Annotated in this window: 17 protein-coding genes and 1 pseudogene; 10 read left to right on the forward strand and 8 right to left on the reverse strand. The window is 71.5% G+C overall.

Annotation, left to right across the window (positions count from 1 at the left end; translation table 11 throughout):
- Positions 1 to 4 precede the first annotated feature (4 nt).
- The gene (locus ACWD3I_RS17000; protein ID WP_365405063.1) at positions 5 to 2,920 is read right to left on the reverse strand and encodes a glycoside hydrolase family 48 protein; all 2,916 of its coding nucleotides are present in this window, start codon (positions 2,918 to 2,920) and stop codon (positions 5 to 7) included.
- A gap of 251 nt (positions 2,921 to 3,171) precedes the next feature.
- Here ACWD3I_RS17000 and ACWD3I_RS17005 point away from each other — a divergent pair.
- The 3 genes and pseudogenes from ACWD3I_RS17005 to ACWD3I_RS17015 form a co-directional block, all read left to right on the forward strand.
- Positions 3,172 to 4,222 (forward strand): annotated as a pseudogene (locus ACWD3I_RS17005) (cellulose binding domain-containing protein); the annotation flags it as partial.
- A gap of 60 nt (positions 4,223 to 4,282) precedes the next feature.
- A complete protein-coding gene (locus ACWD3I_RS17010) occupies positions 4,283 to 5,998 on the forward strand; it encodes a glycoside hydrolase family 6 protein (RefSeq protein WP_365405066.1) in 1,716 nt (571 codons plus the stop codon).
- A gap of 621 nt (positions 5,999 to 6,619) precedes the next feature.
- Positions 6,620 to 7,531, forward strand: a complete 912-nt coding sequence (locus ACWD3I_RS17015; RefSeq protein WP_365406297.1) for a class I SAM-dependent methyltransferase — start codon at positions 6,620 to 6,622, stop codon at positions 7,529 to 7,531.
- Between the two features lie 3 nt (positions 7,532 to 7,534).
- Here the strand turns inward: ACWD3I_RS17015 and ACWD3I_RS17020 are convergent, their stop codons facing one another.
- Positions 7,535 to 8,962, reverse strand: coding sequence for a glycosyltransferase family 39 protein (locus tag ACWD3I_RS17020; RefSeq protein ID WP_365406300.1), 1,428 nt, complete (start codon positions 8,960 to 8,962; stop codon positions 7,535 to 7,537).
- Positions 8,963 to 9,162: 200 nt separating this feature from the next.
- Here ACWD3I_RS17020 and ACWD3I_RS17025 point away from each other — a divergent pair, with 200 nt between their 5' ends.
- A complete protein-coding gene (locus ACWD3I_RS17025) occupies positions 9,163 to 12,717 on the forward strand; it encodes an nSTAND1 domain-containing NTPase (protein WP_365406303.1) in 3,555 nt (1,184 codons plus the stop codon).
- Positions 12,718 to 12,778: 61 nt separating this feature from the next.
- Positions 12,779 to 13,480, forward strand: coding sequence for an SDR family oxidoreductase (locus ACWD3I_RS17030; protein ID WP_365406306.1), 702 nt, complete (start codon positions 12,779 to 12,781; stop codon positions 13,478 to 13,480).
- A 47-nt stretch (positions 13,481 to 13,527) separates the two neighbouring features.
- On the opposite strand, the gene ACWD3I_RS17035 is transcribed toward ACWD3I_RS17030, so the two are convergent.
- Positions 13,528 to 14,232, reverse strand: a complete 705-nt coding sequence (locus ACWD3I_RS17035; protein WP_365406309.1) for a calcium-binding protein — start codon at positions 14,230 to 14,232, stop codon at positions 13,528 to 13,530.
- Between the two features lie 143 nt (positions 14,233 to 14,375).
- Here ACWD3I_RS17035 and ACWD3I_RS17040 point away from each other — a divergent pair, with 143 nt between their 5' ends.
- A complete protein-coding gene (locus ACWD3I_RS17040; protein WP_365406312.1) occupies positions 14,376 to 15,122 on the forward strand; it encodes a helix-turn-helix transcriptional regulator in 747 nt (248 codons plus the stop codon).
- Positions 15,123 to 15,171: 49 nt separating this feature from the next.
- On the opposite strand, the gene ACWD3I_RS17045 is transcribed toward ACWD3I_RS17040, so the two are convergent.
- The 3 genes from ACWD3I_RS17045 to ACWD3I_RS17055 form a co-directional block, all read right to left on the reverse strand.
- Positions 15,172 to 16,008, reverse strand: a complete 837-nt coding sequence (locus ACWD3I_RS17045; protein ID WP_323185120.1) for an aldo/keto reductase — start codon at positions 16,006 to 16,008, stop codon at positions 15,172 to 15,174.
- Between the two features lie 109 nt (positions 16,009 to 16,117).
- Entirely contained in the window at positions 16,118 to 17,944 is a 1,827-nt protein-coding gene (locus ACWD3I_RS17050; RefSeq protein ID WP_365406315.1) for an AMP-dependent synthetase/ligase, read from the reverse strand.
- A gap of 253 nt (positions 17,945 to 18,197) precedes the next feature.
- Positions 18,198 to 19,697, reverse strand: coding sequence for an MFS transporter (locus ACWD3I_RS17055; RefSeq protein ID WP_365406318.1), 1,500 nt, complete (start codon positions 19,695 to 19,697; stop codon positions 18,198 to 18,200).
- A gap of 109 nt (positions 19,698 to 19,806) precedes the next feature.
- Between ACWD3I_RS17055 and ACWD3I_RS17060 the strand changes: the two genes are divergently transcribed.
- On the forward strand, positions 19,807 to 20,790 hold the full coding sequence (locus tag ACWD3I_RS17060; protein WP_365406321.1) for an Lrp/AsnC family transcriptional regulator: 984 nt from the start codon (positions 19,807 to 19,809) through the stop codon (positions 20,788 to 20,790).
- Between the two features lie 28 nt (positions 20,791 to 20,818).
- On the opposite strand, the gene ACWD3I_RS17065 is transcribed toward ACWD3I_RS17060, so the two are convergent.
- Entirely contained in the window at positions 20,819 to 21,682 is an 864-nt protein-coding gene (locus tag ACWD3I_RS17065; RefSeq protein ID WP_266885964.1) for a LysR substrate-binding domain-containing protein, read from the reverse strand.
- Between the two features lie 162 nt (positions 21,683 to 21,844).
- Between ACWD3I_RS17065 and ACWD3I_RS17070 the strand changes: the two genes are divergently transcribed.
- Positions 21,845 to 22,888 (forward strand): bile acid:sodium symporter family protein, encoded by a 1,044-nt coding sequence (locus ACWD3I_RS17070; protein ID WP_365406404.1) that lies wholly within the window; start codon positions 21,845 to 21,847, stop codon positions 22,886 to 22,888.
- Here ACWD3I_RS17070 and ACWD3I_RS17075 read toward each other — a convergent pair.
- Positions 22,824 to 24,056 (reverse strand): DUF4185 domain-containing protein, encoded by a 1,233-nt coding sequence (locus ACWD3I_RS17075; protein WP_365406324.1) that lies wholly within the window; start codon positions 24,054 to 24,056, stop codon positions 22,824 to 22,826. The genes ACWD3I_RS17070 and ACWD3I_RS17075 overlap by 65 nt on opposite strands.
- 211 nt (positions 24,057 to 24,267) lie before the next feature.
- Between ACWD3I_RS17075 and ACWD3I_RS17080 the strand changes: the two genes are divergently transcribed.
- Positions 24,268 to 24,393 (forward strand): hypothetical protein, encoded by a 126-nt coding sequence (locus ACWD3I_RS17080; RefSeq protein WP_451084112.1) that lies wholly within the window; start codon positions 24,268 to 24,270, stop codon positions 24,391 to 24,393.
- 19 nt (positions 24,394 to 24,412) lie between these two features.
- Positions 24,413 to 24,940: an isochorismatase family protein gene (locus tag ACWD3I_RS17085; protein WP_365406327.1), complete on the forward strand. Its 528-nt coding sequence runs from the start codon at positions 24,413 to 24,415 to the stop codon at positions 24,938 to 24,940.
- Positions 24,941 to 24,973: the final 33 nt, after the last annotated feature.

Raw genomic sequence — 24,973 nt, forward strand, 5'->3', positions numbered from 1 at the left:
GGGGCTATTCGAGAAGCTCCGCGTACGAACCCATGGCCAGGGCGATGTCCGCCTGGGCCCAGAACCGGTGATACGTGAACGACGGAGCCGCACCGCCCGCCAGATACGCCTCGATCTTCGACCAGGCCGGGTCGTCCTCGTAGAAGGACCGGAGGGAGTCGAAGGTCGACGACGAGTTGATGGCGTCGCCGTTCGGCATCGTCCCGGTCCAGCCGGACGGGATGTACACCCCGTCGTCGAACCGGTTGTAGTCGGCGCGGGTCTCCGGAACGGCGATGCCCAGGGCGTCCTGGTGGTTGTCCCACATGCCGTCGAGGAGCGCCTTCGCCGTGGTGGCGGCAGCGGTGTCACCGGAGCGGTCCGCGTAGTACGTCAGGGTCTTGGCGTACGCGGCGGCCACACCGACGTCGTTGGTGTAGTCGGCGACGGTGACGTGAAGTCCGCTGTTGGAGCCGGGACTTGAGGCGTTCCAGGTGTCGGGCTGGCCCGACCACTGGAGGGTCGACGGGATCTGGTAGGTGCCGTCGGGGTTGATGGTGGTGTGGTCCAGCGCCCAGTCCACCCACTTGTCGAGGACGGTCTTCGCGGCCGCGTTCCCCGTCTGCTGGTAGTACTCGGCCACCCGCTCCATCGACCACGCCTGGAAGCCGAACCACTGGTTGGACGGCGGGTCGTGGTAGACGGGCTGCTGGTCGTAGTACATGCCGTAGAACGTGGACTTGCCGGCCGGCGGGGTCGCGTAACGGCCTGCCCAGCTGTTGGTCGCACCGCCCGCGATGGCGCCCTCGTTGGACTGGAGCCAGCGGTAGAACTCGATCTGCCGGGTCAGCGAGGTGCCCCAGTCGGCGGCACCTGTGCTCGACTTGGGCTTCAGGTCGGCGTAGGCGCTCAGCGCGTACGCGGCCATCGGGTTCTGGTAGCCGCCGTGCGTGTGGCTGGAGCCGATGCGCCAGGCCCAGCCCGCCGAGGTGTCGGTGGCGCCGCCCCAGGCGTAGTACCAGGACATCAGGTACATCGAGGCGTCCTTGCCGGTCCCGGCCGCACATGTGGTCGGGCCGACGCAGTTGCCCACCTTCTTGAAGTACTTGTCGTACATCGAGTAGCGCAGGTAGTCGCCCATCTTCGCGGCCTTGGCCACGGTCGTGGAGATCTCGCCGCCCTTGCCCTGCGCGTCGGCCCACTTGTCGGCCCAGTACGCGGCCTGCACCGCACGCGCGTCGGCGTCCGGGGCGTTGGTGAACTTCCACTGCTTGGCGTACGAGGCGTCACCGGTGAAGAGGTCCAAGTACCCGTTCTTGCCACCGTACTTGAAGGCGTCACAGGTCGGCTGCGGCACCGTCTCCCACACCGACTCCTGCGCACCGCGCTGGAAGGTGTTGATGTACGACGGGCCGGTGTCCGTCGGACCCGCCTCGCACTTGCCGGGCGAGTTGCCGTAGCCGTAGACGTTGTCGACGTCCTGCAACCAGTGCATACCGTAGACATCGTCCGTGCCGTAAGCGCTCTTCAGTTCACCGGCGATCGGATCCGAACCCACCGACACCCCGGTGTCCAGCTTCGCCGGATACTCGTTGGGCGTGTCCAGCTCGGGCGCGTAGGTCGCCGGCTTCGAGGCGTTGTAGAAGGAGTTGGTGGGCTGGTCGGCGTGCGTGGGGATCATGTACTTCTCCATGATGTCCCAGGCACCGTTGAACTTGGTCCAGTCGCCGGTCACCTTGCCGTACATGGCCTGCAGCCAGAGCAGATAGCTGTACGCCTCCGACGTGGTCTCGTGGCCGTGGTCCGGCGCCTCGACGATCAGCGTCTCCACCGAGTGATAGGGGATGCCCTCGGGTGAGAAGTAGCCGTTCGCCGGGTTGGTGATCTTGCCGTACAACTCCAGGAAACGGGCGTCGTACTCGCCCGCCGCCTCGATCTGTGTGACCGTCACCGACGACTTGGCGTGCCCGGTGGCCGTCGACTCGAAGGTCGCGGCTCCCGTGCCGGAGGAGTCGGCCGTGATGGTCACGTTCTGGGCGGTGTTCCAGTTCGACGGGGTGAAGGTCAGGGAAGCCCCGCCGGTCACGGACAGGCCCGAGTTGCCGGTGGTGCGCGCGGTCGTCACCGTCACGTTCGCGGACGGCTGCGTCGACAGCTTCACCCCGAACGTGCCCGTCTCGCCCTGCTGCACGGCGAGTTGGGTCGCCGAGGCCACGATGGCGGGGCCCGAGACGACCGTGATGCCGACCGGTGTGGACTCCGCCGACGCGCCCAGGCTGTCGTACGCCTTCGCCAGCAGCGAATGACTGCCCACGGTCAAACTTGAGGCCGAGAGCGAGTACGGCGAGGTCGTGTCGGTGCCGAGCAGTGTGGTGTTGTCGTAGAACTCCACCTTGCTGATCGTGGCGCCGTCGGCGGCCGCGGCGGTCGCCGCGAGCGGGACGGCGTTGCCCTGCGTGTAGACGGCGCCCGCCGCCGGGCTGGTCAGTACGGTGATCGGCGGCTGGTGCGCGCCGGTGCAGGTGGTGCCGTTGATCGCGAAGGACGTCGGGGCGGCGTTGGTGCCGCTGTAGGTGAACTGCGCGCCGGTGGAGACCGCGGCGCCGGCCGCGATGTTCGCGTTGTAGGTCGCGTTGTTCACCGTGACCGTCTGACCGGACTGGGACCAGGTGCCGTTCCAGCCGTTCGACAGCTTCTGGTTGCCGGCGTAGGCGTACGTCAGGGTCCAGCCACTGATGGCGTCCGTACCGCGGTTCGTGATCGTCACGTCCGTGGTGAAGCCGGAGCCCCAGTCATTCGTCTTGTAGTCGACGCTGCACTGAACTGCCGCTGCCTGTGCGGGAGTTGAAGCCACACTCAGCATGGCGAACGGCAGAGCCAGGGCGGCCGCGACAGCCGTCCATAAGCGCCGGACAGTCCGGCGTCTCCTTCTCGGTGCCATGTGCTGGTTCCTCCTTGCGGCTCGGAGAAGTCAAGGCTTGAACCAGTGGGAGCGCTCCCATAGTGGGGATGAGGGTGAGAGGGGTCAAGATGCTTGAAGAGTCGAAAAGATTCGATGGATGTGGTTGAGGAAAAGTCAAGTGACTCCTCTGTTCTTTGCCGTCACTTGGCGCTAACTTCGGTGACACCAGTGGGAGCGGTTCCATCAGTCGACGCGTCTGTCACGACGCGCTGATCTGCAAGGAGTCGCTCATGCGACACCCCCCGCGTTCAGTACTTTTAGCCGTCGCCGGCGCCGTGCCCCTCCCCGGGTCCGTGTCGGTGCCGGTCGTCACGGCGTCGGGAGCCACCCCCGCGTGCACGGTGGAGCACTCCGTCACCAGCCAGTGGGACACCGGCTTCCAGGGTGCCGTGACGGTCACCGACGACACCGCCGCCGTGAACAGTCGGAGTCTCACCTTCGACTTCGCGGGGGGACAGGAGCTGGGCCAGGGCTGGAGCGCCGAGTGGTCCCAGTCCGGTACCACGGTGACGACGGCCGACCGGAGCTGCAACGGCATGCTCGCCACCGGCGCGGGCGTCGGCGCCGGCTTCCTCGGCTTCTGGTCGGGGAGCAACCCGTCACGACCTCGTTCAAGCTCGACGGCACGACCTGCAACGTCGACGCGGACCCCTCGCCCGCGTCGACACCCGCACCGACGCCGTCAAGGACCTGGTGGCGAGGTGAAGGCGAACGGCATGTCGCCGATGCTCGAACCGCACTGGACCCACGGCCAGTACACGGGCAACTCGGCGAACCGCTCCGACGTGCACGCCGGCTGCCAGAAGCCGATGCCCGACATGCAGTACACCCCGTCCTTCCGGACGTCGGTGGCCAACACCTTCAAGGACGACCCGACCGTCGTCCTCGACCTGTTCAACGAGCCCTGTCCGGACCGCGCCACCGCCACGACCACCCAGGCGTGGCAGTGCCGGCGGGACGGCGGCACCTGCTCCGGCGACCTGATCCTCGCCGGCGGGATCGCGTACTCGAACGATCCCGACCGCCGGCTGCCGGAACTTCCAGCTCGCCCCGGTGGCGGCCCAAGTGCCGCCGGCCGCCGGGGAGATCGGCGAGAACACCTGCGGTCACTCCTTCGTCGACCAGGTCATGAAGTGGTTCGACGACCGTGGCCCGTCCTACCCGGGCTGGACCTGGAACACATGGAGCTGCACCCCGGGTCCCGCTCTCGACTCCAGTGACGACGGTACGCCGACGGCGTACGGCATCGGGCTGCGCGACCACCTGCGCTCGCTCGACGGACAACCGCTCTCGCACCACCGAAATCCGAGAACCTCGCGACGGAGAAGGAAACCCGCACTCATGAGTCGTACCAGAACTGCGCTGCTCGCAGCCATGGCCCTGGTCGCCGGGGCCTCCGGGACGGCACTCGCCGTCAATCCGGCGGACGTCGGCGCGGCCGCCATCCCCTGCACCGTGGACTACAAGATCCAGAACCAGTGGGGCACCGGCTTCACCGCCGCCGTGACGATCACCAACAACGGTGCCGCCAAGAGCAGTTGGGCGGTCAAGTGGGCGTACGCCGGCAACCAGCAGGTCACCAACGGCTGGAACGCCAAGATCACCCAGAGCGGCACAGCCGTCACCGCCGCCAACGAGTCCTACAACGGCACACTCGCCACCGGCGGTTCGGCCAGCTTCGGTTTCCAGGGCACCTACAGCGGCACCAACGCGATCCCGGCCACCTTCACCCTCGACGGGGTGACCTGCAACGTCGACGACGGCGGCAGCGGCCCGACGAACCCGCCGGACCCCGGGGGCGGCACCCGGGTCGACAACCCGTACACCGGCGCCAAGGTGTACGTGAACCCGGAGTGGTCCGCGAAGGCCGCCGCCGAGCCGGGCGGCAGCCGTATCTCCAACCAGCCCACCGGTGTGTGGCTCGACCGGACTGCCGCCATCAACGGCGTGAACGGCGGCATGGGCCTGCGCGACCACCTCGACGCGGCGCTCACCCAGAAGGGCTCCGGCGAACTGGTCGTCCAGCTCGTCATCTACAACCTGCCCGGCCGTGACTGCGCCGCCCTCGCCTCCAACGGCGAGCTCGGCCCGACGGAGATCGACAGGTACAAGACGCAGTACATCGACCCGATCGCCGCGATCCTCGCCGACTCCAAGTACGCCGGGCTGCGGATCGTCACCACCATCGAGATCGACTCGCTGCCCAACCTCGTCACCAACACGGGCAGCCGTCCCACCGCGACCCCGCAGTGCGACGTGATGAAGGCCAACGGCAACTACCAGAAGGGCGTCGGCTACGCCCTGAACAAGCTCGGCGACGCGCCCAACGTCTACAACTACATCGACGCCGGACACCACGGCTGGATCGGCTGGGACGACAACTTCGCCGCCAGCGCCGCCGTGATGAAGGAGGCCGCGACCTCCGAGGGTGCCACCGTCAACGATGTGCACGGCTTCATCGCCAACACGGCCAACTACAGCGCCCTGAAGGAGAACAACTACACCATCAACGACTCGGTGGCGGGCAAGTCCGTCCGCGAGTCCAAGTGGGTCGACTGGAACCGGTACGTGGACGAGCTGTCGTTCGCCCAGGGGTTCCGCAACCAACTGGTCACCACCGGCTTCAACTCCGGTATCGGCATGCTGATCGACACCTCCCGCAACGGCTGGGGCGGCACCGCCCGGCCCGCCGGACCGGGAGCGACGACGGACGTCGACACCTACGTCAACGGCGGCCGCTACGACCGTCGTATCCACATCGGCAACTGGTGCAACCAGTCCGGAGCCGGACTCGGTGAACGTCCGCAGGCCAGCCCCGCGACCGGGATCGACGCCTACGTGTGGATCAAGCCCCCGGGTGAGTCCGACGGTTCGAGCTCTGCCATCCCCAACGACGAGGGCAAGGGCTTCGACCGGATGTGCGACCCGACCTACACGGGCAACCCGCGCAACGGCAACAACCTGTCCGGCGCCCTGCCGAACGCGCCGCTGTCCGGGCACTGGTTCTCGGCACAGTTCCAGCAGCTGATGACCAACGCGTACCCGCCGCTGTCGTAACACCGTGAATGCGGCTGCGGGACCGTTGTGGCCGGTCGCGCAGTTCCCCGCGCCCCTTCGGGGGCGCGGGGTTCCGCCGGGTCCTACAGTCCTCCCGTGCCGGGCCCCGGCGGATCGCGAACTCCACCGCCGAGTAGTCGGCGTCCGCCCGTTCCAACTCATGGGGTACCGCCGACATCGACGGCGGCTGCGCCATGAAGCGGGGGCGGGTGCCGTGACCGGCGCCCTCCGGGACGCGGCTCGGGACCCTCCGTGCCGTCTTTGTGCGCCGTCCGGTTCCTCCTCGTGCGCGAACCGCAGCGGGAAGCTGCCCCGCGAGGAGCGCGACTGCCGGCGGTCCTCGCCAGAACGGCACGTCGAACGCCTCATGCGGCACAGGGGAGTTGACCGCCGCGAACGGACCCTGCGCCATGTCGGCCACCCGCACCACCGGGTCCTGCCAGGTCGCCGGGCTCTCGGGGCAGCACCCCGTCTCCGCCACAGCGGCCGCGCGCATCCGGCCACCCTGGGCTCGCGGACGGAGGAGACGCACCCCATTTTTTTGCCGTCCCGGCAACAGTGGTGGCCTCCCCACGGTGCGTCGGCGCACGCTGGCCGCACCCGGACGAGAGGCTGACCCCCATGGCGCACGACCACCACGACCACCACGGTCACACCCACGACCAGCACGGCGGCCACCACCACGACCACACCGACATCGACTGGGCCGAGATGGCCCCGATGCTGGAGGAGCAGGCCGAGCTGTACATGCCGATGTACGAGCGGGCGATGGCCTGGCTCGCCAAGCGGCAGACCGAGCCCGGGCTGGTCGTCGACGCGGGCAGCGGACCCGGTGTCGCCTCCTGTCTGCTCGCCGAGAACTTCCCCGGCGCCCGGATCGTCGCCGTCGACGGCTCCGAGCCGCTGCTCGAGCGGGCCCGCGACCGGGCGGGCCGGCTCGGCGTCGCGGACCGGTTCGGCACCCTCGCCGGCGAACTGCCCGGCGTACTGGAGGAGTTGGAGTACCCGGCCGACCTGATCTGGGCCAGCTGGAGCCTGCACCACCTCGGCGACCAGCGGGCCGCCCTCGCCTCGTTCGCCGACCGGCTCGCGCCCGGCGGCACGCTGGCCCTGCTGGAGGGCGGTCTGCCCACCCGGTACCTGCCGCGGGACATCGGCATCGGCCGCCCCGGACTCCAGGCCCGGATCGACGCGCTGCACGAGGACTGGTTCGGCGAGATGCGGGCCGGGCTGCCCGGCACCGTCGACGTGATCGAGGACTGGCCGGCGCTGCTGGCCTCCGTGGGCCTCAAGCACACCGGCACCCGCAGCTTCCTGCTCGACCTGCCCGCCCCGACCACGGACCGGGCCCGCCATGTCGCCGTCAACACCCTGACCCGGATGCGCGAGGTCCTCGGCGACCGCCTCGACGCCGAGGACCGCGCCACCCTCGACCGGCTCGTCGACCCCGACGACAAGGCGAGCATCCACCATCGGCCGGACGTCTTCGTCCTGGCGGCACGCACGGTGCACACGGCCGCCCGCGGCGTCTGAAGTTCAGCAGCGGCCCGGCCGGGCGTAGACGCTGATCTCCGCGCCCTGCACCCGGCGGGTGCCGCACTGCACGAAGTGCTCCGCGAGCACCCGTCGCTTGGCCTGCTCCTGGGCGGTCTGGTCGAGTGGCTGACCCACTGGGTCTCTCACCACGACGAGGCGCACCGCCGCCGGCGTCCGGGCCCGGATCTCGGCGGCGGGCAGCTCCGTGCCGTACAGCGTGTGCGAGTCGACCGGCCCTCGGTCCAGTGCCAGGTCCCGCAGCCCGCGCACGGACCCGGGGTCCACCAGCGACCACACGCGGCGCCGCGACGGCATGTAGAGCACGCCGTCACCGTCGCGCCCGGCCGCGCGCACGGCCTCCGCCACGGCGGTGACGTCGTCGGCACGGCTCTGCGGGGTCCGCAGACTCAGGCCGGCGGGCAGCAGTACGAGGACGGCGGCACCGGCGGCCAGTACCGCGACCGCCCGGATCCGGCCCCGCGCCCGCAGCAACCGGTCGAGGGCGGCGCCCGCCAGCAAGGCGGCGCCGGCGTGACCGTAGAGCACATACCGGTCCACGAAGAGCGGCTTGAACGGGGTGGAGAGCAGCAGCAGGAACGCGGGCAGCACCAGCAGGGCCAGCGCGAAGCCGGTCAGCGGGCCGCGCCGGGCCGGCGGCTCACGCCGCAGCGGCACCGCGCAGACCAGCCCGAGCACGGTCACCCCGGCGAAGCCCGCAAGGTCGCCGCCCACGCCACCGATCCACGCGACCTGTGCCGACTGGCCCATGCTCACCACGGCCAGCGGGGTGAGGCAGCCGCAGACCACGGCCGCCACCCGCAGGCCGGTGCGGCGGGCGGACCGGGGCAGGGCGACGAGGTGCGCGACCACGGCGAGTACGGCGAACTCGTGCAGCAGACACGCGGCCACCATCACCGCGCCGTAGCCGGCCCACACCCGACGCGAGCGTGTCTCGACCGCCCGCACCAGCAGATACGACGCCCAGACGACCAGCGCGCACACGAGTGCATACGATCGCCCTTCCTGTGCATACCGCTGCACCGGGGGCAGCAGCGCGAACACGACCCCGGCGAGCAGCCCCGCCCGCGGCCGCGCCAGCCTGCGCCCCAGCAGTGCCAGCGTCCCGCTCGCCACGGCGGTCGCCAGGACCGACGGCAGCCGCAGCACCAGCAGCGGGTCGGCGTCGCCGAACACCCCGAACAGGCCGTGCAGCAGCAGGTAGTACAGGCCGTGCACGGCGTCCGCCTGGCCCAGCGTCGCCCACAGGTCGGGCAGCGAGCGGTGCGCCATGTCGTACGACACCGCCTCGTCCCGCCACATGCTGCCGCCGCGCCGGACGCCCCACAGACCGAGGGCGAGGGAGAGGACGGCGGGCGGGAGCGCCGTCGCGTACGCACGCGGTCGCGGGCCGACGGGGGCATCCGGCAACCGTGCGGGCCGCAGAAGAGGTCTGGATGAGTGTGTGGTGGCGATGGCCGGCTCCGTGGCTCCGAGGCGGATGACGTGTGGTCGTGCACCACGAGTCCAGAGGCCGAGGGATTGATGGGCAGCCCGGGTCGGGAACGCCAATCAATCCGTCCGAAGCGGTTGTCGGCGCGTGGGACGGCCGCGAACTTGGGGGGACGTGCATGGGGCGCCGTGAGAAACCGCTGGATCCGGGGCTCGGCGCGGTGCAGCGATTCGCCTACGCACTGCGCAAGTTGCGCGACGAGGCGGGCACGCCGACGTACCGCTCGATGGCACGGCAGGTGGGCTACTCGGGGCCTACGCTGTCCGCCGCGGCGGCCGGGGAACGGCTGCCGACACTGCCGGTGGTGCGGGCGTACGTCGTCGCGTGCGGCGGCGACCCCGAGGAGTGGGCGGGGCGGTGGAGGGAGGCCGTCGCCGAGGAGGGCGACGCGCGCGTCGCCGACGGCTCGGACGACGATCCCGGCCCGTATCCGGGGCTGGCCCGCTTCGGCACGGGCGACGAGGAGCACTTCCACGGACGCGGCGAACTGATCGACGGGCTGGTCCGGTTGACCGGACGGGCCAGGATCACCGCGGTGGTGGGGGCGTCGGGGAGCGGCAAGTCGTCCTTGTTGCGGGCCGGGTTGATACCGGCGCTGCGGGGGAGTGCGGACTCGGCGGGGGCGGTGGGCGCGTGGGGCGGTGCGGCTCCGGCGGGGCCGGCCGAGGCGGCGGGTGCGCGGGTGCGCGACGCTGCTGACACCGGCACCGGCACCGGCACCGGCACCGGCACCGCGGGCCGCGCGTGGTGGCGGCCCGCCGTCATCCGGCTTCTCACGCCCGGCCCCCACCCCGCCCGTACCCACGGAGTCCTCTTCACGCCGCACTCCGGTCCCGGCGACACCCTGCTCGTCGTCGACCAGTTCGAGGAGGTCTTCACGCTCTGCGCCGACCCGGCCGAACGCGCCCGCTTTCTCCGGCAGTTGCTCACCGCGGCCGACCCGGCGGCGCGGCTGCGGGTCGTGATCGCGGTACGGGCCGACTTCTACGGCCGCTGCGCCGAACATGGCCCGCTCGCCGAGGCGTTGCGCGACTCCACCCTGCTCGTCGGTCCGATGACACCGGCCCAACTGCGGGAGGCCGTGGTCCGGCCGGCCGCGGCACGCCGGATCGTGGCCGAACGCGCTCTGACCGCCCGGATCGTCGCGGACGTCGCCGGTGAACCCGGCGGGCTGCCGCTGATGGCACACGCGCTGCGCGAGGTCTGGCGCCGCCGCACCGGCAAGACGCTCACCCTCGCCGCGTACGAGGCGGTCGGCGGCGTCCAGGGTGCCGTCGCGCACACCGCGGAGTCGGTCTACACCGCCTGCACACCGGCCGAGGCGCTGGTCGTCCGGGCGCTGCTGCTGCGGCTGGTGAACCCCGGCGACGGCACCGAGGACACCCGGCGGCCCCTCGACCGTACGGAGCTCGACGCCGACGCCACCACCACCCGCGTACTCGAACGGCTCGTCGGGGCCCGTCTGCTGACCGTCGACGGCGACACGGTCGAACTCGCCCACGAGGCACTGATCACCGCCTGGCCCCGGCTGCACGCCTGGGTGGACGAGGACCGCGACCGGTTGCGCCTGCACCGCGGACTGACCGAGGCGGCCCGCACCTGGGCCGAGTTGGGGCGGGACGCGGGCGCGCTGTACCGGGGGGTGCGGCTGACGGAGGCGCGGGAGGTCTTCGGGGACGGGGGCGACGGGGCGGTGAGGCCGGTCCCACCCGACCGCGGCGTTCCGACCGATGGCGAACGTGGGCCACGGCAGCGCGAGTTGAGCCGCCTCGAACGTGACTTCCTCGCCGTGAGCGTCGCCGCCCACGAGCAGAGCCGCCGGGCCGGCACCCGGGCGGCGCGCAGGCTGCGGGCGCTCACCGGCGGGCTCGCCGTGCTGCTGTGTCTGACCGTGGTCGCCGGTGCCACCGCCTGGCGGCAGAGCGATGTCAGCGCGCGGCAGCGCGACGAGGCCGAGGCCCGCAGGGCGGCCGCACTGTCCGACACCCTGCGCTCCGCCGAACCGCGCACCGCGATGCGCCTCGCCCTCGCCGCGTGGCGCACCGCCGACCTCCCGGAGACCCGGGAGGCCCTGCGCACCGCCGCCGCACAGAGCGAGCAGGACGTGTTCACCCAGCCCGAGGAGGGCGGCCGCGCCCTCAACGCGCCCGCCTGGCTCGACGGGAACGGGCGGATCCTCACCACGGTCGTGCACGACAAGGTCGTCCAGTGGGACGTACGGACCCATCGGCGCATCCGTTCCGTCGAGCGGCCCGGGCTGTCGGAGAACGTGCGTCAGGTCAGCGCCGACGGCAGGTTCGTCGCCTACCAGGGCCCCGGTCGCGAGGACGTGCTGATCGGCGGGCTGGTGGACGGGAGCACACGCCGGCTGGCGGTCGGTGAGCGGCCCGACATGGAGGTCGCGTTCGGGGGCAGCGGGCGGACGGTACTCGTCCGGTGGAGGGTGCCGGGTGCCGACGACGGGCGCGCGACGCTCGAACTGTGGGACCTGCGGCGACAGCGGGTCGTGATGCGCTACGAGCGCGGCAGCGACGACGGGGCGATGCCCGTACTGAGCCGCGACGACCGGCACCTCGCCTGGTGCGACCAGGACGGCGCGCGCCTGCGCGTCCTCGACGTCACCGCTGAACGCCTCGTCACCGCACGGGCGCCCGCGGCGACCCAACGGGCCGTGTGCCAGGGCGAACTCACCTTCACCGCCGATCAGCGGGCCGTGGCCGCCGGCACCCCCGACGGGGTCGTGACCTGGGACTTCCGGGCGGGCCGTGAGCGGCCCCTGCTGCCGCTCGACGGAGGCGCGCTCATCGTGGAGTTCGCCGGCGACTACGCCCTGACCTGGGGTGTGGGCACCGTCGCGGTATGGCGTACGGACCTTCCGGCGCCGGCGGGCGACCTGCCGCGCGAGCCGCTGCTGACGTACCCCGTGCAGAGCTCGGCCCTCGGCGACTTCCGACTGGATCCCGCCGAGGGCGTGCTGCGCTATCGCGAGGGCGGACGCACGAGCGTCGTGCGCACCCTCTCCCTGCACGGGCTGACGGGCCGCGGCTGGCGGGCCGCGGCGGCGCCCGACGAGACCGGGCGTGTCACCGTCGCCGGTGAGGAGACCGTCGCCGTCGACCCCGCGGGCCGCACGGCACTCACCTACGAGGGAACGCTCGTCGATGTGTCAACGGGCGAGCGGCGCAAGGGAGTCAAGGGGGTCCAGGGAGAGGACGTCCTGACCAGGGCCGCCTTCAGCGCGGACGGCCGCTACCTGGCCGCCGCCGACGCGCAGGGCCGGCTCACCCTCTGGGACGCCCGCAGTTGGCGCCGCCTCGCCGTTCTGCGGGGGTCCGGATCGACCGTGTCCCCGGCGGCCCTCGCCTTCTCCGCCGACGGGTCACTGCTCGCGGGCAGCGCGCCCGACGGGGTGGTGCAGGTGTGGGAGACGCGCACGCCCACCGTTCCCGCGGCCAGGCTGCGGGCCGGGGACAGTCCTGTACGCGGCCTCCGATTCACCGCGGACGGCGGCCGGTTGCACATCACGACCTCGCATCTCGCGGACCGCGTCGCCGCGTCGGCACCCCGGCGGGCGGCGGACCAGGTGTGCGCGCGGGCCGAGGGCGGTCTGACCGCCACCGAGTGGCGCCGCTACTTCCCGTCCGCCGACTACCGCGCCACCTGCGGCACTTGACTTCGAGAACGCTTCAAGTGATCTACTCCCCGGCATCCGTAGGACACCACAGGGGGTAACCATGACCGACTCTCCGGTCGCACTGATCACCGGCGGCGGCAGCGGTATCGGCGCCGCGGTCGCCCGGCAACTGCTCGCGGCGGGCCACCGGGTGGCCGTCACCGGGCGCGGCGAGGAGCGGCTGCACGGCTTCGCCGGGGAGCTCGGCAACCCGGAGGAACTGCTGACGCTCGTCGGCAACGCGGCCGACTACGACAGTGTGCGGTCGGCGGTCGACCGTACGCTCAAGGAATTCGGTCGACTGGACACAGTCGTCGCCAACGCCGGCTTCGCCACCCACGACTCCGTCGCCGAGGGCGACCCCGCCGGCTGGACCGAGATGGTGCTGACCAACGTTCTTGGCCCGGCGCTGCTCATCCGCGCCTCCATCGACGCCCTCAAGGAGACGCGCGGCCGGATCGTGCTGGTCGGGAGCGTCGCCGGGTTCGTGCCCGGTCCGGGCAACATCTACGGGGCGACGAAGTGGGCGGTGACCGGGCTCGCCGAGAACACCCGGCGCCAGGTCACCGAGTGGGGCGTCGGCGTCACCCACATCGCGCCGGGCCGGGTGGAGACCCCCTTCTGGGACAGCTACGGCAGCCTCCCGCCCGGCCATCTCCTCACCGCCGACCAGATCGCCGACTCGGTGGTGTGGGCCATCCGGCAGCCCGAGGGGGTCGACGTCAACACGGTGGTCGTACGGCCGATCGGCCAGCCCAACTGACGTGTGTGAGGGGCGTCCCCGCCGGGCGAGGACGCCCCTCGTGACGCCTAGCCGAACACCTTGATCTCGCAGCCGGACACGTCGTCGATCGGGTCGACGTAGCAGCGGTCGAAGCCGGAGTGGCCGCGCACGCGGTCCTTCTCGTTGTCCCGGGCCTCGATGGTGTCGTCTCCCGAGTTGCCCTGGAGCCTGTCCTTCCCGGCGCCGCCGTTGAGTGCGTCCCGTCCGAGGCCGCCGTCGAGGGTGTCCGGCCCGGCGCCGCCGTCGAGCGCGTCGTTGCCCGCGGTGCCCCTGAGTGTGTCCGGACCGAGGCCGCCGAACAGCCGGTCGTTGCCCCAGTTCAGGGTGAAGTTGACTCCGTCGCCGCCGTCGACGGTGTCCTTGCCGTCGAACCCCCGCAGCTCGTCGGCGCCCGCATACCCCCTGATGACGTCCTCGCCCTCATTGCCGGCGACCCGGTCGTTGCCACTACCCGCGAGCAGGGTGTCGTTGCCCCCGCCCCCGCAGACCACGTCCGCGCCCGCGCCGGAGTCGATCCTGTCGTTCCCGCCCAGCCCGTGCACGACATCCTTGGTCGCACCGGTGTTGAGGGTGTCCGGCCCGCTGCCGCCCCACACCGTGGCGAGGGGGCCGAAGCAGGGCGGCGGTGAGGCTGCCGCCGCGTCCGTCTGTGCGGCGACGATCATGCCGCCGGCGAGGGCGACCGCCGCGCAGGCCGCGGTGAACGCCCCTGTCCGTGTTCGTGTCTCCATTGCTGAACCCCGTTTCTGGTTCGGATACCTGGAGACCACGGTGAACTCAGCACGCCCCGGCCACCATTCGCCATTTGACGAATCCCCGGGGCCCTCGCCCGCAGAGGCGTACCGTCGAAGGAGTCCGGCGACAGGAGGCGGACATGAGCCGTCACTCGGTCACCACACGGGACCTGCGGGCGATGTTCGACGTCCTCGACGAGGCACGGCACGACGACGGAGACGAGTTCCCGCCCCGCAGCCTCCTGCGCGGGCTGGGCCGGCTGATCCCGTGCGACGTGGCCGGGTTCGACGAGGTCGACATCCCCACCCGTGGGCATCTGCACCTCCAGGAGGAGATGTACGCGGGCGACTACGGCGATCCGAACGTCGAGGCCTACTGGCGCTGGCGGCACCAGCATCCGCACTGCCGGCTGGCCGAACAGAGCTGCGGCCGTCTCCCGGTCACCCAGAACCTGGACTACCAGTCCGCACGGGAGATACGGGATCAGGCCTTCTACACCGAGTATCTGAAGCCCGTCGTCAACACGCTCTTCGTGATGCTGCCCAGCGCACCCGGCCGTATCCGCTCGTACAACTTCTCCCGGGAGACCTCACGCCGCTTCAGCGAACGCGACCGTCTCGTACTGGAGTTGCTGCGCCCGCACCTGTACGCGGTCTACCGGGAGGCCGCGCTGCGGCGGCAGGCGCCGGTGCGGCTCACCGTCCGTGAACTCGACGTCATGCGGGCCGTCGCGGACGGGCTGGGCACCGACGCGATCGCCCGGCAGTTCGTCGTCGCCCCCAGCACCGTCCGCAAGCACCTGGAGAACACCTTCCGCAAGCTCGGCGTCTCCAGCCGTACCGCCGCGGTCGCGCGGCTGTTCCCGGAGCCGGAGGCGGGGACATGACGAAGGCCCGGGCGGCGCATCACCGCCCGGGCCCCGAAACGCCGTACCGTCAGGCCGCGTTGAACGTCGACGGGTCCGGGCCCAGCCGCCGGTCCTCGTTCAGCGCGCTGATCGCCGCGAGGTCCTCGGTGTCCAGGCTGAAGTCGAAGACCTCGATGTTCTCCTTGATCCGGGACGGGGTCACGGACTTGGGGATCACGACGAGGCCCAGCTGAAGGTGCCAGCGCAGGACGACCTGCGCCGGGGTGCGCCCGTGCTTCTGCGCGATGGCCACGATCGCCGGGACCTCCAGGAGGCCCTTGCCCGAGCCGAGCGGGGACCAGGCCTCGGTGGCGATGCCCTGCTCCGCGTGGTACTCGCGGGCCGCGCGCTGCTGGAGGTGCGGGTGCAGCTCGATCTGGTCGACGGCCGGGATGACGGACGTCTCGGCGATCAGCCGCTCGAGGTGCGCGGGCTCGAAGTTGGACACACCGATGGCGCGGATCCGGCCGTCGGCGTGCAGCTTCTCGAACGCCTTGTACGTGTCGACGTACAAGTCCCGCTCGGGGGTGGGCCAGTGGATCAGGTACAGATCCACGAACTCCAGGCCGAGCTTCTCCAGTGAGGTGTCGAAGGCGCGCAGGGTGGCGTCGTACCCCTGGTCGCTGTTCCAGAGCTTGGTGGTGACGAAAATGTCCTCGCGCGGGAGACCGGCGGCGGCGATCGCCTTGCCGGTGCCCTCTTCGTTGCCGTAGATCGCCGCTGTGTCGATGCTGCGGTACCCGGCCTCCAGAGCGGTGCTGACCGCCTGCTCGGCCTCGTCGTCCGGCACCTGCCAGACTCCGAACCCCAGCTGGGGCATCTCCACGCCGTTGTTGAGGATGATCGGGGGGACCTTGCTGCTCACGAGCTCTTGATCCTTACGGTTGCCGACAGGTGGTACTCCCATCGTCAACGATCAGCCGCCCCGATGCATTCCTGACTGCGGAATCCGACAGAATCCGCCGGAAACAAGCTCAGGCCCGGTACAGGGCCTCGACCTCGCCGGCGTACGTCGTCTCGATCGCCTTGCGCTTCAGCTTCAGCGACGGCGTCAGCAGCCCGTGCTCCTCGGTGAACGGCTGCGCCAGGATGCGGAACGTACGGATCGACTCGGCCTGCGAGACCAGCGTGTTGGCGGCGACCACGGCCCGTCTGACCTCCGCCTCCAGGTCCGCGTCCCGCACCAGCTCGGCCGCCGTCAGCTGGGGTTTGCCGCGCATCGCCAGCCAGTGTTCGACGGCCTCCTGGTCGAGGGTGACCAGCGCGGCGACGTACGGGCGGTCGTTGCCCACGACGATGCACTGGGCGACCAGCGGATGGTCCCGGACGCGTTCCTCCAGCAGCCCGGGCGCCACGCTCTTGCCGCCCGAGGTGACCAGGATCTCCTTCTTGCGGCCGGTGATCGTGAGGAAGCCGTCCTCGTCCAGGGAGCCCAGGTCGCCGGTGGCGAGCCAGCCGTCGTGCAGGGTCTCGTCGGTGGCCTTCTGGTTGTTGAGGTAGCACTGGAACATGTTGGGGCCGTGCAGCCAGATCTCGCTGTCGTCCGCGATGTGCACGGTGACGCCCGGGATGGGCTGGCCGACCGTGCCGTAGCGGGTGCGCCCGGGCGGGTTGGCGGTCGCCGCCGCCGTCGACTCGGTCAGGCCGTAGCCCTCGTAGATCTGCACACCCGCGCCCGCGAAGAACAGGCCGAGCCGGCGGTCCATCGCCGAGCCGCCCGACATCGCGTTGCGGATCCGGCCGCCCATGGCGGCCCGTACCTTGGCGTAGACGAGCTTGTCGAAGAGCTGGTGCTGCACGCGCAGACCCGCCGAAGGACCGGGCCCGGTGCCCCAGGCCTTGGCCTCGACGGCTTCCGCGTACTTCACCGCGATCTCGACGGCCTTCTCGAAGGGCCCGGCCTTGCCCTCCTTCTCGGCCTTGCGGCGGGCGGCGTTGAAGACCTTCTCGAAGATGTAGGGCACGGCGAGGATGAACGTCGGCCTGAACGCGGCCAGGTCCGGCAGCAGCGCGGCGGCGTTGAGCTGCGGCTGGTGGCCGAAGCGGACCCCGCGGCTGATCGCGGCGACCTCCACCATCCGCCCGAAGACGTGCGCGAGCGGCAGGAACAGCAGGGTCGCCGCCTCGTCGCCCTTCTTGGAGTGGAACACCGGCTCCCAGCGCTCGGCGACCGTGTCCGCCTCCCACATGAAGCTGCCGTGGGTGATGACACAGCCCTTGGGGCGGCCCGTGGTGCCCGAGGTGTAGATGATCGTGGCGACCGAGTCCGGGGTGACCGCCTGCCGGTGCCGGTGCACCACGTCGTCGTCGAGGGCGGCGCCCGCGTCGTACAGCTCGTGCACGGCGTCGGCGTCCAGCTGCCACAGCTGGTGCAGCTGCGGCAGCCGGTCGATGACGGTGGCGATCGTCATCGCGTGGTCCTCGTGCTCCACGACCGCGGCCGTGCACTCGGCGTCGTAGAGCATCCAGAAACACTGCTCGGCCGAGGAGGTGGGGTAGATCGGCACCACCTGGGCGCCGATCGTCCACAGGGCGTAGTCGAAGAGGGTCCACTCGTAGCGGGTGCGGGACATGATGGCGACCCGGTCGCCGAACCGGATGCCCTGGGAGAGCAGCCCCTTGGCGAGGGCGAGGACCTCGTCCCGGAACTCCGCGGAGGTGACGTCACGCCACTGGTCCTGCTCGTCCTTGCGGCCGAGCGCGATGTGCAGGGGGTCCTCCTGGGCACGCCGGAAGACGACGTCGGCCAGTCCTCCCACGGGGGCCGGCAACGCCAACGGAGGGTTGGTGAACTCGCGCAAACCCCGCTCCCCGCTCCTTGGTCCCCGTTCCTGGTGACGCTCCGCACAGCGCCGTGAAAGCTACCCCACCCGGCGATGGGACGGGAGGGGGCGCGAATCCGAGCCATGTTCAGGTACGCACTGGTCAGCGCCGGAAAATGCGCTCACATGGGGAAGGGTCGGACAGAAAACTGACGGTTGAGTAAGTTTCGGTCCCGTAATCTCCACCGAATCTGTACGACCCGACTACGGCTCACGGCGACTCGCGGAATGATCAGTTCCGCTGCGCTGCCGTCTCCTCTGTCAGCGTCTTCGCGGCCGAATCCGTCACACCCGCTTCGCCGGCACCCGGCGTCCGGACCAGGGCGAGGACCAGCACCCCGCCGACCGTCGCCAGCGCACCCGCGGTCACCGCCGCCGTGTTGAGCCCCGAGGCGAACGCGGCCCGCAGCACCTGCTCCGGGAAGAGCCCCCGCAGGGCCCCGGCACCGCCGCCCGCCAGCGTGTGCGCCGCCTCGTGCGGCAGCGTGTCCCGCATCCGGGAGGTCAGCGCCGTACCGAAACCCGCGATCCCGAGCGCGTACCCGAGCTGCCGGAACGTGTTCACCGCGCCGCCGGCCATCCCCGCCCGCTCCGGCGGTACGGCGGCCAGCGCGGCCCCCGCGATGGCGGGCGCCACCAGCCCCGTACCGAAGCCCACCAGCAGCAGTCCCGGCACCAGAGCCGCCGCACCCGACCCCGCGTCCAGGACCGCCATGCAGAACTGCCCCGCACCGATCAGCAGCAGCCCGCCCCCGACGGTGATCCGGACCGGCACCCCGTGCAGCAGCCGGCCGCCGGCCGCGGACACCACGAACGCGGCCAGCGACATCCACAGGAACACCAGCCCGCCGCGCACCGGACTCATCCCCAGCACGGTCTGCAACCAGATCGAGGTGTACACCATCACCCCGAACGCCGCCGCGTTGTAGGCGAGCGCCCCCGCCATCACCCCACAGAACGCGGGCCGCAGGAACAGCCGCAGATCGAGCAGCGGATCGGCCACCCGCCGCTCCACCACGACGAAGCAGACCAGCGCGAGCGCCGCGAGCCCGAAGGAGGCGAGGGTGCCGGCCGCGGTCCAGCCGTGCGAGCCCGCCCGCACCGCCCCGTACGTCACCCCGCCCGCGAACGCCGCGAACGTCACCGTGCCGGCCCAGTCCACCCGGCGCCCGCGCGCCGCCCGCGACTTCGGTACGAGCCGCAGCGTCAGCCACACCGCGGCCACGCTCACCGGCAGATTGACGTAGAAGATCCACCGCCAGCCCGGCCCGTCGGTCAGCAGCCCGCCGAGCACCGGCCCCACCGCGGCCGCCCCGCCGCTCACCGCACCCCACACACCGAGCGCCACCGACCGCCGTCGCCCCTGGTAGACCGAGCCCAGCAGCGGCAGCGTCGTCGCGAACATCGCCGCCGCGCCCACCCCCTGCAGCCCCCGTGCCGCGACCAGCGTCCCCGGCCCGGAGGCGAGGCCGCACATCAGCGACGCCACCGCGAACAGCACGACACCCGCCAGATGGACCCGCCGATGCCCGAGCACATCGGCCGCGGCCCCGATCCCGAGCAGCAGCGCGGCCAGCGCCAGCGCGTACCCGTCCATCACCCACTGCAGATCGCTCAGCGACGCGTCCAGCGCACGCGCCATGTCCGGCAGCGCGACGATCGCGATCGTCACATCCAGCAACAACATGAACGTGCCCAGGCACACCGCGGTGAGCGGCCCCCATGTACGCATGTCCTCAACTCCTCGTCCGTGGGCTGCGTAGCGCTTCGTACGATGACTCCGCTGCGGACGATCCCACTGGTGATGGCTGTTCGAGCGCCGGAACTCGACAGGAGAAGGCATGTTGACGCTGGAATCCACCGTTCTGGACGCCCTCGACCTCCAATTGCTCTCGGCGCTCGAGGTCAACGGCCGTGCCTCCTTCAGCCGTCTCGGCGCGGTGCTCGGGGCCTCCGACCAGACGATCGCCCGCCGCTACCGCAAGCTGTGCGCCGAGGCGGGACTGCGGGTCCTCGCACTCCGCGACCCCCACGTCCTCGGCGAGGACCAGTGGTTCCTGCGGTTCCGCTGCGCGCCCGACAGCGCACCGGCCATCTCCGACGCGCTCGCCAAGCGGCCGGACACGGCCTGGATCGGACTGGCCTCCGGGGGCACCGAGATCGTCTGCATGACCCGGCCGCGCGGCCCCGGCGACCACGACGAACTGCTCCTCGGCAAGCTGCCCCGCACCCCGAGCGTCGTGGACATCCGCGCCCACCAGCTGCTCCATCGCTTCTACGGCGGCCCGGCCGGCTGGTCGAGGAAGTTCGGAGCGCTCGACGACGAGCAGATCGCCGCCCTGCGCCCGCACCCGGAACCCGGGTCAGGACCCGCCCGTATCGAGCCGGACGACGAACCCCTGCTCGCCGTCCTGCGGCGCGACGGGCGGGCGTCGTATCCGGAACTCCAGCGCGCCACCGGTCGCTCCGAGTCGGCCGTCAAGCGCCGCCTCGCCGCGCTGCTCGCCTCCGGGGCCGTCTACATCGACATCGAGTACCACTCCGAGGCGCTCGGCTACCCCCGGGCCGCGTCCCTGTGGATCACCGCCGCACCCGGCGCCCTCACCTCCGTCGGCCGGGCCCTCGCCGGCCACGACGAGGTCGCCTTCGCCAGCGCCACCGCCGGCCCCTCCAACCTCGTCGTGACCGCGGTCGTCAGGGACACGGCGGGGCTGTACGCCTACCTCAGCGGGCCACTGGGCCGGCTGGAGGGGGTCCAGCACGTGGAGGCGACGCCGTTCCTGCGGAGGGTGAAGCAGCTGACGTACGAGGCACCCGGCCGCTGACGCCGGTGCGGCCGGTCGACGGGGGCGCTCACCGCCGGTGCAGCCGGTCCCCGCCCGTCAGGATCGCCGCCGCGAGCGCGTCCGCCGCGCCCTGGGCCGCCGTACGTCTGCGGCCGTGGACCAGGACGAAATCGACCCGGCCGAGTTCGGGCAGGCCCGCGCGGTCCGGCATGCGGACCAGGCCCGGCGGGACGAGGCCGCGGGAGTGGGCCATCACGCCGAGGCCGGCGCGGGCCGCGGCGATGAGGCCGTTGAGGCTGCCGCTGGTGCAGACGATGCGCCACTCGCGGCCCTGACGCTCCAGAGCCTCCAGGGCGAGGGCGCGGGTGATGCCCGGCGGGGGATAGACGATCAGCGGAACCGGGCGGTCCGCCTCGAGGCGGAGCCGTTCCGCGCCGATCCACACCAGCTTGTCGTGCCAGACGAGTTCACCGCGCGGATCCTCCGGCCGCCGCTTCGCCAGCACCAGATCCAGCTTCCCGGCCTCCAACTGCTCGTGCAGGGTGCCCGAGAGCTCCACGGTCAGCTCCAGGTCCACCTCGGGATGGTCGTAGCGGAAGCCCTCCAGGATCTCCGGCAGCCGGGTCAGCACGAAATCCTCCGACGCACCGAAGCGCAACCGGCCGCGGAGCCGGGTACCCGTGAAAAATGCCGACGCCTGCTCGTGCACGTCCAGGATCCGGCGCGCGAAGCCGAGCATCGCCTCGCCGTCCTCCGTCAGCTCCACGGAGTGGGTGTCCCGGGTGAACAACTGCCGCCCCGCGGCATCCTCCAGACGCCGTACGTGCTGGCTGACCGTCGACTGGCGCAGCCCGAGCCGCCGGGCCGCCTGCGTGAAGCTCAGCGTCTGCGCCACCGCCAGGAACGTGCGCAGCTGGGACGGGTCGTACATGACCCGGAGCTTATCGCGGAACGTGATGACAGTCAGTGCCGTATGCCGGATTCCCGATCGCGGGCCGGAGGAGGACGATGCAGGGGGGCCCTGCGGCCCCGGTTCCGCCGACAGACACAAGCTAGATGGAGCACCGTGAAACGCCTGCGTTGGCCGAGTTGGATGCCGATCGACCCGTACATCCTGCTGCTCCTGGGAACGGTGGGCCTCGCCGCCCTCATCCCGGCGCGCGGGACGGGCGCGGACGTCGCCTCCGGGGCCTCCACCGCCGCGATCGCCTTCCTCTTCTTCCTCTACGGCGCCCGTCTCTCCACCCGTGAGGCGATGGACGGGGTCAAGCACTGGCGGCTCCACGTCACGGTCCTGGCCTGCACCTTCCTCGTCTTCCCGCTGCTGGGCATGGCCACCCGCGGTCTCGTCCCGGTGCTGCTGACCCAACCGCTCTACCAGGGGCTGCTCTTCCTCACCCTGGTCCCCTCGACCATCCAGTCGTCGATCGCCTTCACCTCCATGGCCCGCGGCAACGTGCCCGCGGCGATCTGCGCCGGCTCGTTCTCCTCGCTGGTCGGCATCCTCATCACCCCGCTGCTGGCGGCCGCCCTGCTCGGCAGCAGCGCCGGCGGGTTCTCCGCCGACTCGCTCGTCCAGATCGTGCTCCAGCTGCTGGTGCCGTTCGTCGCCGGGCAGCTGCTGCGCCGCTGGATCGGCGGCTTCATCACCCGCCACAAGAAGGTCCTCGGCCTGGTCGACCGCGGCTCGATCCTCCTCGTCGTCTACACCGCGTTCAGCGAGGGCATGGTCCAGGGCATCTGGCACCAGGTCAGCCCGATGAGGCTGGCCGGACTCCTCGTGGTCGAGGCCGTGCTGCTCGCCGTGATGCTGGCGCTGACCTGGTACGGCGCCAAGGCGCTCCGTTTCGGTCGCGAGGACCGCATCGCGATCCAGTTCGCGGGCTCGAAGAAGTCCCTCGCCTCCGGACTGCCCATGGCGAGCGTGCTGTTCGGCGCGCACGCGTCGCTGGCGGTCCTGCCGCTGATGCTCTTCCACCAGATGCAGCTGATGGTGTGCGCGGTGATCGCCAAGCGCCGCTCCCACGACCCGCGCCCGGAGGAGCGGACGGGCGAGGGGCCGGGGGCCGAGGTCACTTCTGCGGCTTCAGCGTCAGCGTCACGAACCGCGGTCGGTACAGGGACACGTTCCGGTTGAGCTGTGCCGCGGCGGCGGCCGGTTCCAGCCAGTTCACGTCGTAGCTGAGCACCAGCCGTCCGCCGCCGCTCAGTTCCGGGTGGACCTGCGGGTTGTACGCCGCTACCTCGCCGTCCGGCAGCGCGGCACCGAAGTCCTTCGTCGGCCCGTGCCACGGCCCGGTGGCGGAGCAGGCCCAGTACGAGGTGATGGTGGTCAGCCCCGCGGTGCCCGCCGCCATGGTGAACAGGACGTACGTGCCGTCCTTGCGCACCACGGAGAAGGCGCTGCCCACCCCGGTGCGCTTGTGCTCGTTGCCGAGCACCGGGGCCGGGTGGGCGCCGGACGCCCACGTGGAGCCGTTCCAGTACTGCCAGGCCGCGGGCTCCCCGAGTCTGCCCTCCGGGACCCGGGCCACATACGCCGACGAGACCGGCCGGGACGCCGCCTGGCCGTCGTCGCCGCCGAAGACGTAACTCCAGCCGTCCTCCTCGATCAGCGTCGTCCCGAACAGGACACGCCGGGAGGCGTCCGGTACCAGCTGCTGGTCGAACACCTTGGTGATGGACTCGACCCGCAGATCGGGCAGCGAGAGCGTGGCCACCTCGGTGGCGGTGGGCGTCCCGTAGATCCACGGCGCCGCTCCCGCCGTCCGCACCCACAGCAGCACCCGCACGACCTGCTCGTCCGAGCCGGGCTCCCGCGGCTCGACCCGCGCCGCGACCGGCCACCGCCACTGGTTGGGTGCCGGGTCGGGGAAGAGCGGGGCCGGCAGGGTGGTCTCCAGGCGGCCCTCGCGCATCAGCACCGCCGAGTTGCGGACCAGCGGGGCGGTGGTGTCCCGCCAGGCGAAGGACTCGCCGACCGGGTTGGGCGGGGCGTACACCTGGCCGAGATAGGTGTCCGAGAACAGCCACAGCACCCGGCCGTCCGGCAGTCGCACCGAGTGGGTGCCGTCACCGCCGGTCCAGTCGTCGGCGCGGGTGGCGTCGTCGCCGTAGCGGGCGAACTCGCCGGTGAGCCGGTTGTCCGCCGACCACGCGCCGACGGTGTGCGGTACACAGTCGCCCGCATCCTGTCGATCGTCGTCCTGGGGCAGGGCCGTGAGCAGCACGGCCCCGAGAACCAGGGCCAGCAACAGGCCGAGCCCCGTTCCCGTCCGCTGTCGTGCTCGTACGTCGTCGGGCACCCACGGGACGTTAGTGGCTCATGCTCGTCCGGTCCATGGGCGGCCGGAGGACCGTGTCGCCGAACGGGGCGGCGCCCGTGGCCGGTTCCCGTCGCCGACACCTCACGAGGAGCGAGCGTTCACCCGTCGCCGGGGCAGTGCGGGGACGATCGGCAGGACGGCGGCGGGAACCCGGAGGCGTGATCAAGGGCGCAGCACGACCTTTCCGAGGTTGCTCCGCGACGCGAGCGCCTCATACGCCCGCGCGGCCGACGACGAGCTGCTCGCCCCGCTCTCCGCCGCCGAACGCGAGCGTTTCATGGGTCTGTTGATCCGGATTTCCGGTACGGAGGGCTGACGGCGGATAACGTTCCGTCATGACCGCACCCATCACCCTCGATCCGGCGCGCAGCGCCCTCGTCCTCGTCGATCTGATGGACCGGATCGTCGCGCTGCCCCTGGAGCCCCGCAAGGGCACCGAAGTCCTCGCCGTCTCCGAGGAGTTGGCGACCGCCTTCCGTGCGGCGGGCGCCCCTGTCGTCCTCATCCGCGTCGAACGCCCCGGGATCGCCGAACAGCCCCCCGGCAGCGGGCTGGTGGCCGGCCTCGCCCAGGAGGGCGACGTCGAGATCGTGAAGCGGACGATCGGCGGCTTCCAGGGCACCGGCCTCGACGACCGCCTCCGTGAACTCGGCGTCACCACCGTCGTGTTCGGCGGCATCGCCACCAACCTCGGCGTGGAGTCCACCGCCCGCGCCGCCGGCGACCTCGGCTACGACCTCGTCTTCGTCGAGGACGCCATGGCCGCGTTCACGGCGGCCGAGCACGAGGCGTCCGTACGGCTGGACTTCCCGCGGCTGGGGTCGGTGGTGCGGGCGGCGGAGCTGACCTTCGCCCGGGGGTGATCCTCGGGGCGGGGCCCCGGGGCTCACCGGGGT

The organism is Streptomyces sp. NPDC002817 (assembly GCF_053592055.1).

Coding starts and splice junctions, on each gene's coding strand:
- ACWD3I_RS17000 (WP_365405063.1), bottom strand. CDS start 2,920: ATGGCACCGAGAAGGAGACGCCGGACTGTCCGGCGCTTATGGACGGCT.
- ACWD3I_RS17010 (WP_365405066.1), top strand. CDS start 4,283: ATGAGTCGTACCAGAACTGCGCTGCTCGCAGCCATGGCCCTGGTCGCC.
- ACWD3I_RS17015 (WP_365406297.1), top strand. CDS start 6,620: ATGGCGCACGACCACCACGACCACCACGGTCACACCCACGACCAGCAC.
- ACWD3I_RS17025 (WP_365406303.1), top strand. CDS start 9,163: ATGGGGCGCCGTGAGAAACCGCTGGATCCGGGGCTCGGCGCGGTGCAG.
- ACWD3I_RS17030 (WP_365406306.1), top strand. CDS start 12,779: ATGACCGACTCTCCGGTCGCACTGATCACCGGCGGCGGCAGCGGTATC.
- ACWD3I_RS17035 (WP_365406309.1), bottom strand. CDS start 14,232: ATGGAGACACGAACACGGACAGGGGCGTTCACCGCGGCCTGCGCGGCG.
- ACWD3I_RS17040 (WP_365406312.1), top strand. CDS start 14,376: ATGAGCCGTCACTCGGTCACCACACGGGACCTGCGGGCGATGTTCGAC.
- ACWD3I_RS17055 (WP_365406318.1), bottom strand. CDS start 19,697: ATGCGTACATGGGGGCCGCTCACCGCGGTGTGCCTGGGCACGTTCATG.
- ACWD3I_RS17060 (WP_365406321.1), top strand. CDS start 19,807: ATGTTGACGCTGGAATCCACCGTTCTGGACGCCCTCGACCTCCAATTG.
- ACWD3I_RS17065 (WP_266885964.1), bottom strand. CDS start 21,682: ATGTACGACCCGTCCCAGCTGCGCACGTTCCTGGCGGTGGCGCAGACG.
- ACWD3I_RS17070 (WP_365406404.1), top strand. CDS start 21,845: ATGCCGATCGACCCGTACATCCTGCTGCTCCTGGGAACGGTGGGCCTC.
- ACWD3I_RS17085 (WP_365406327.1), top strand. CDS start 24,413: ATGACCGCACCCATCACCCTCGATCCGGCGCGCAGCGCCCTCGTCCTC.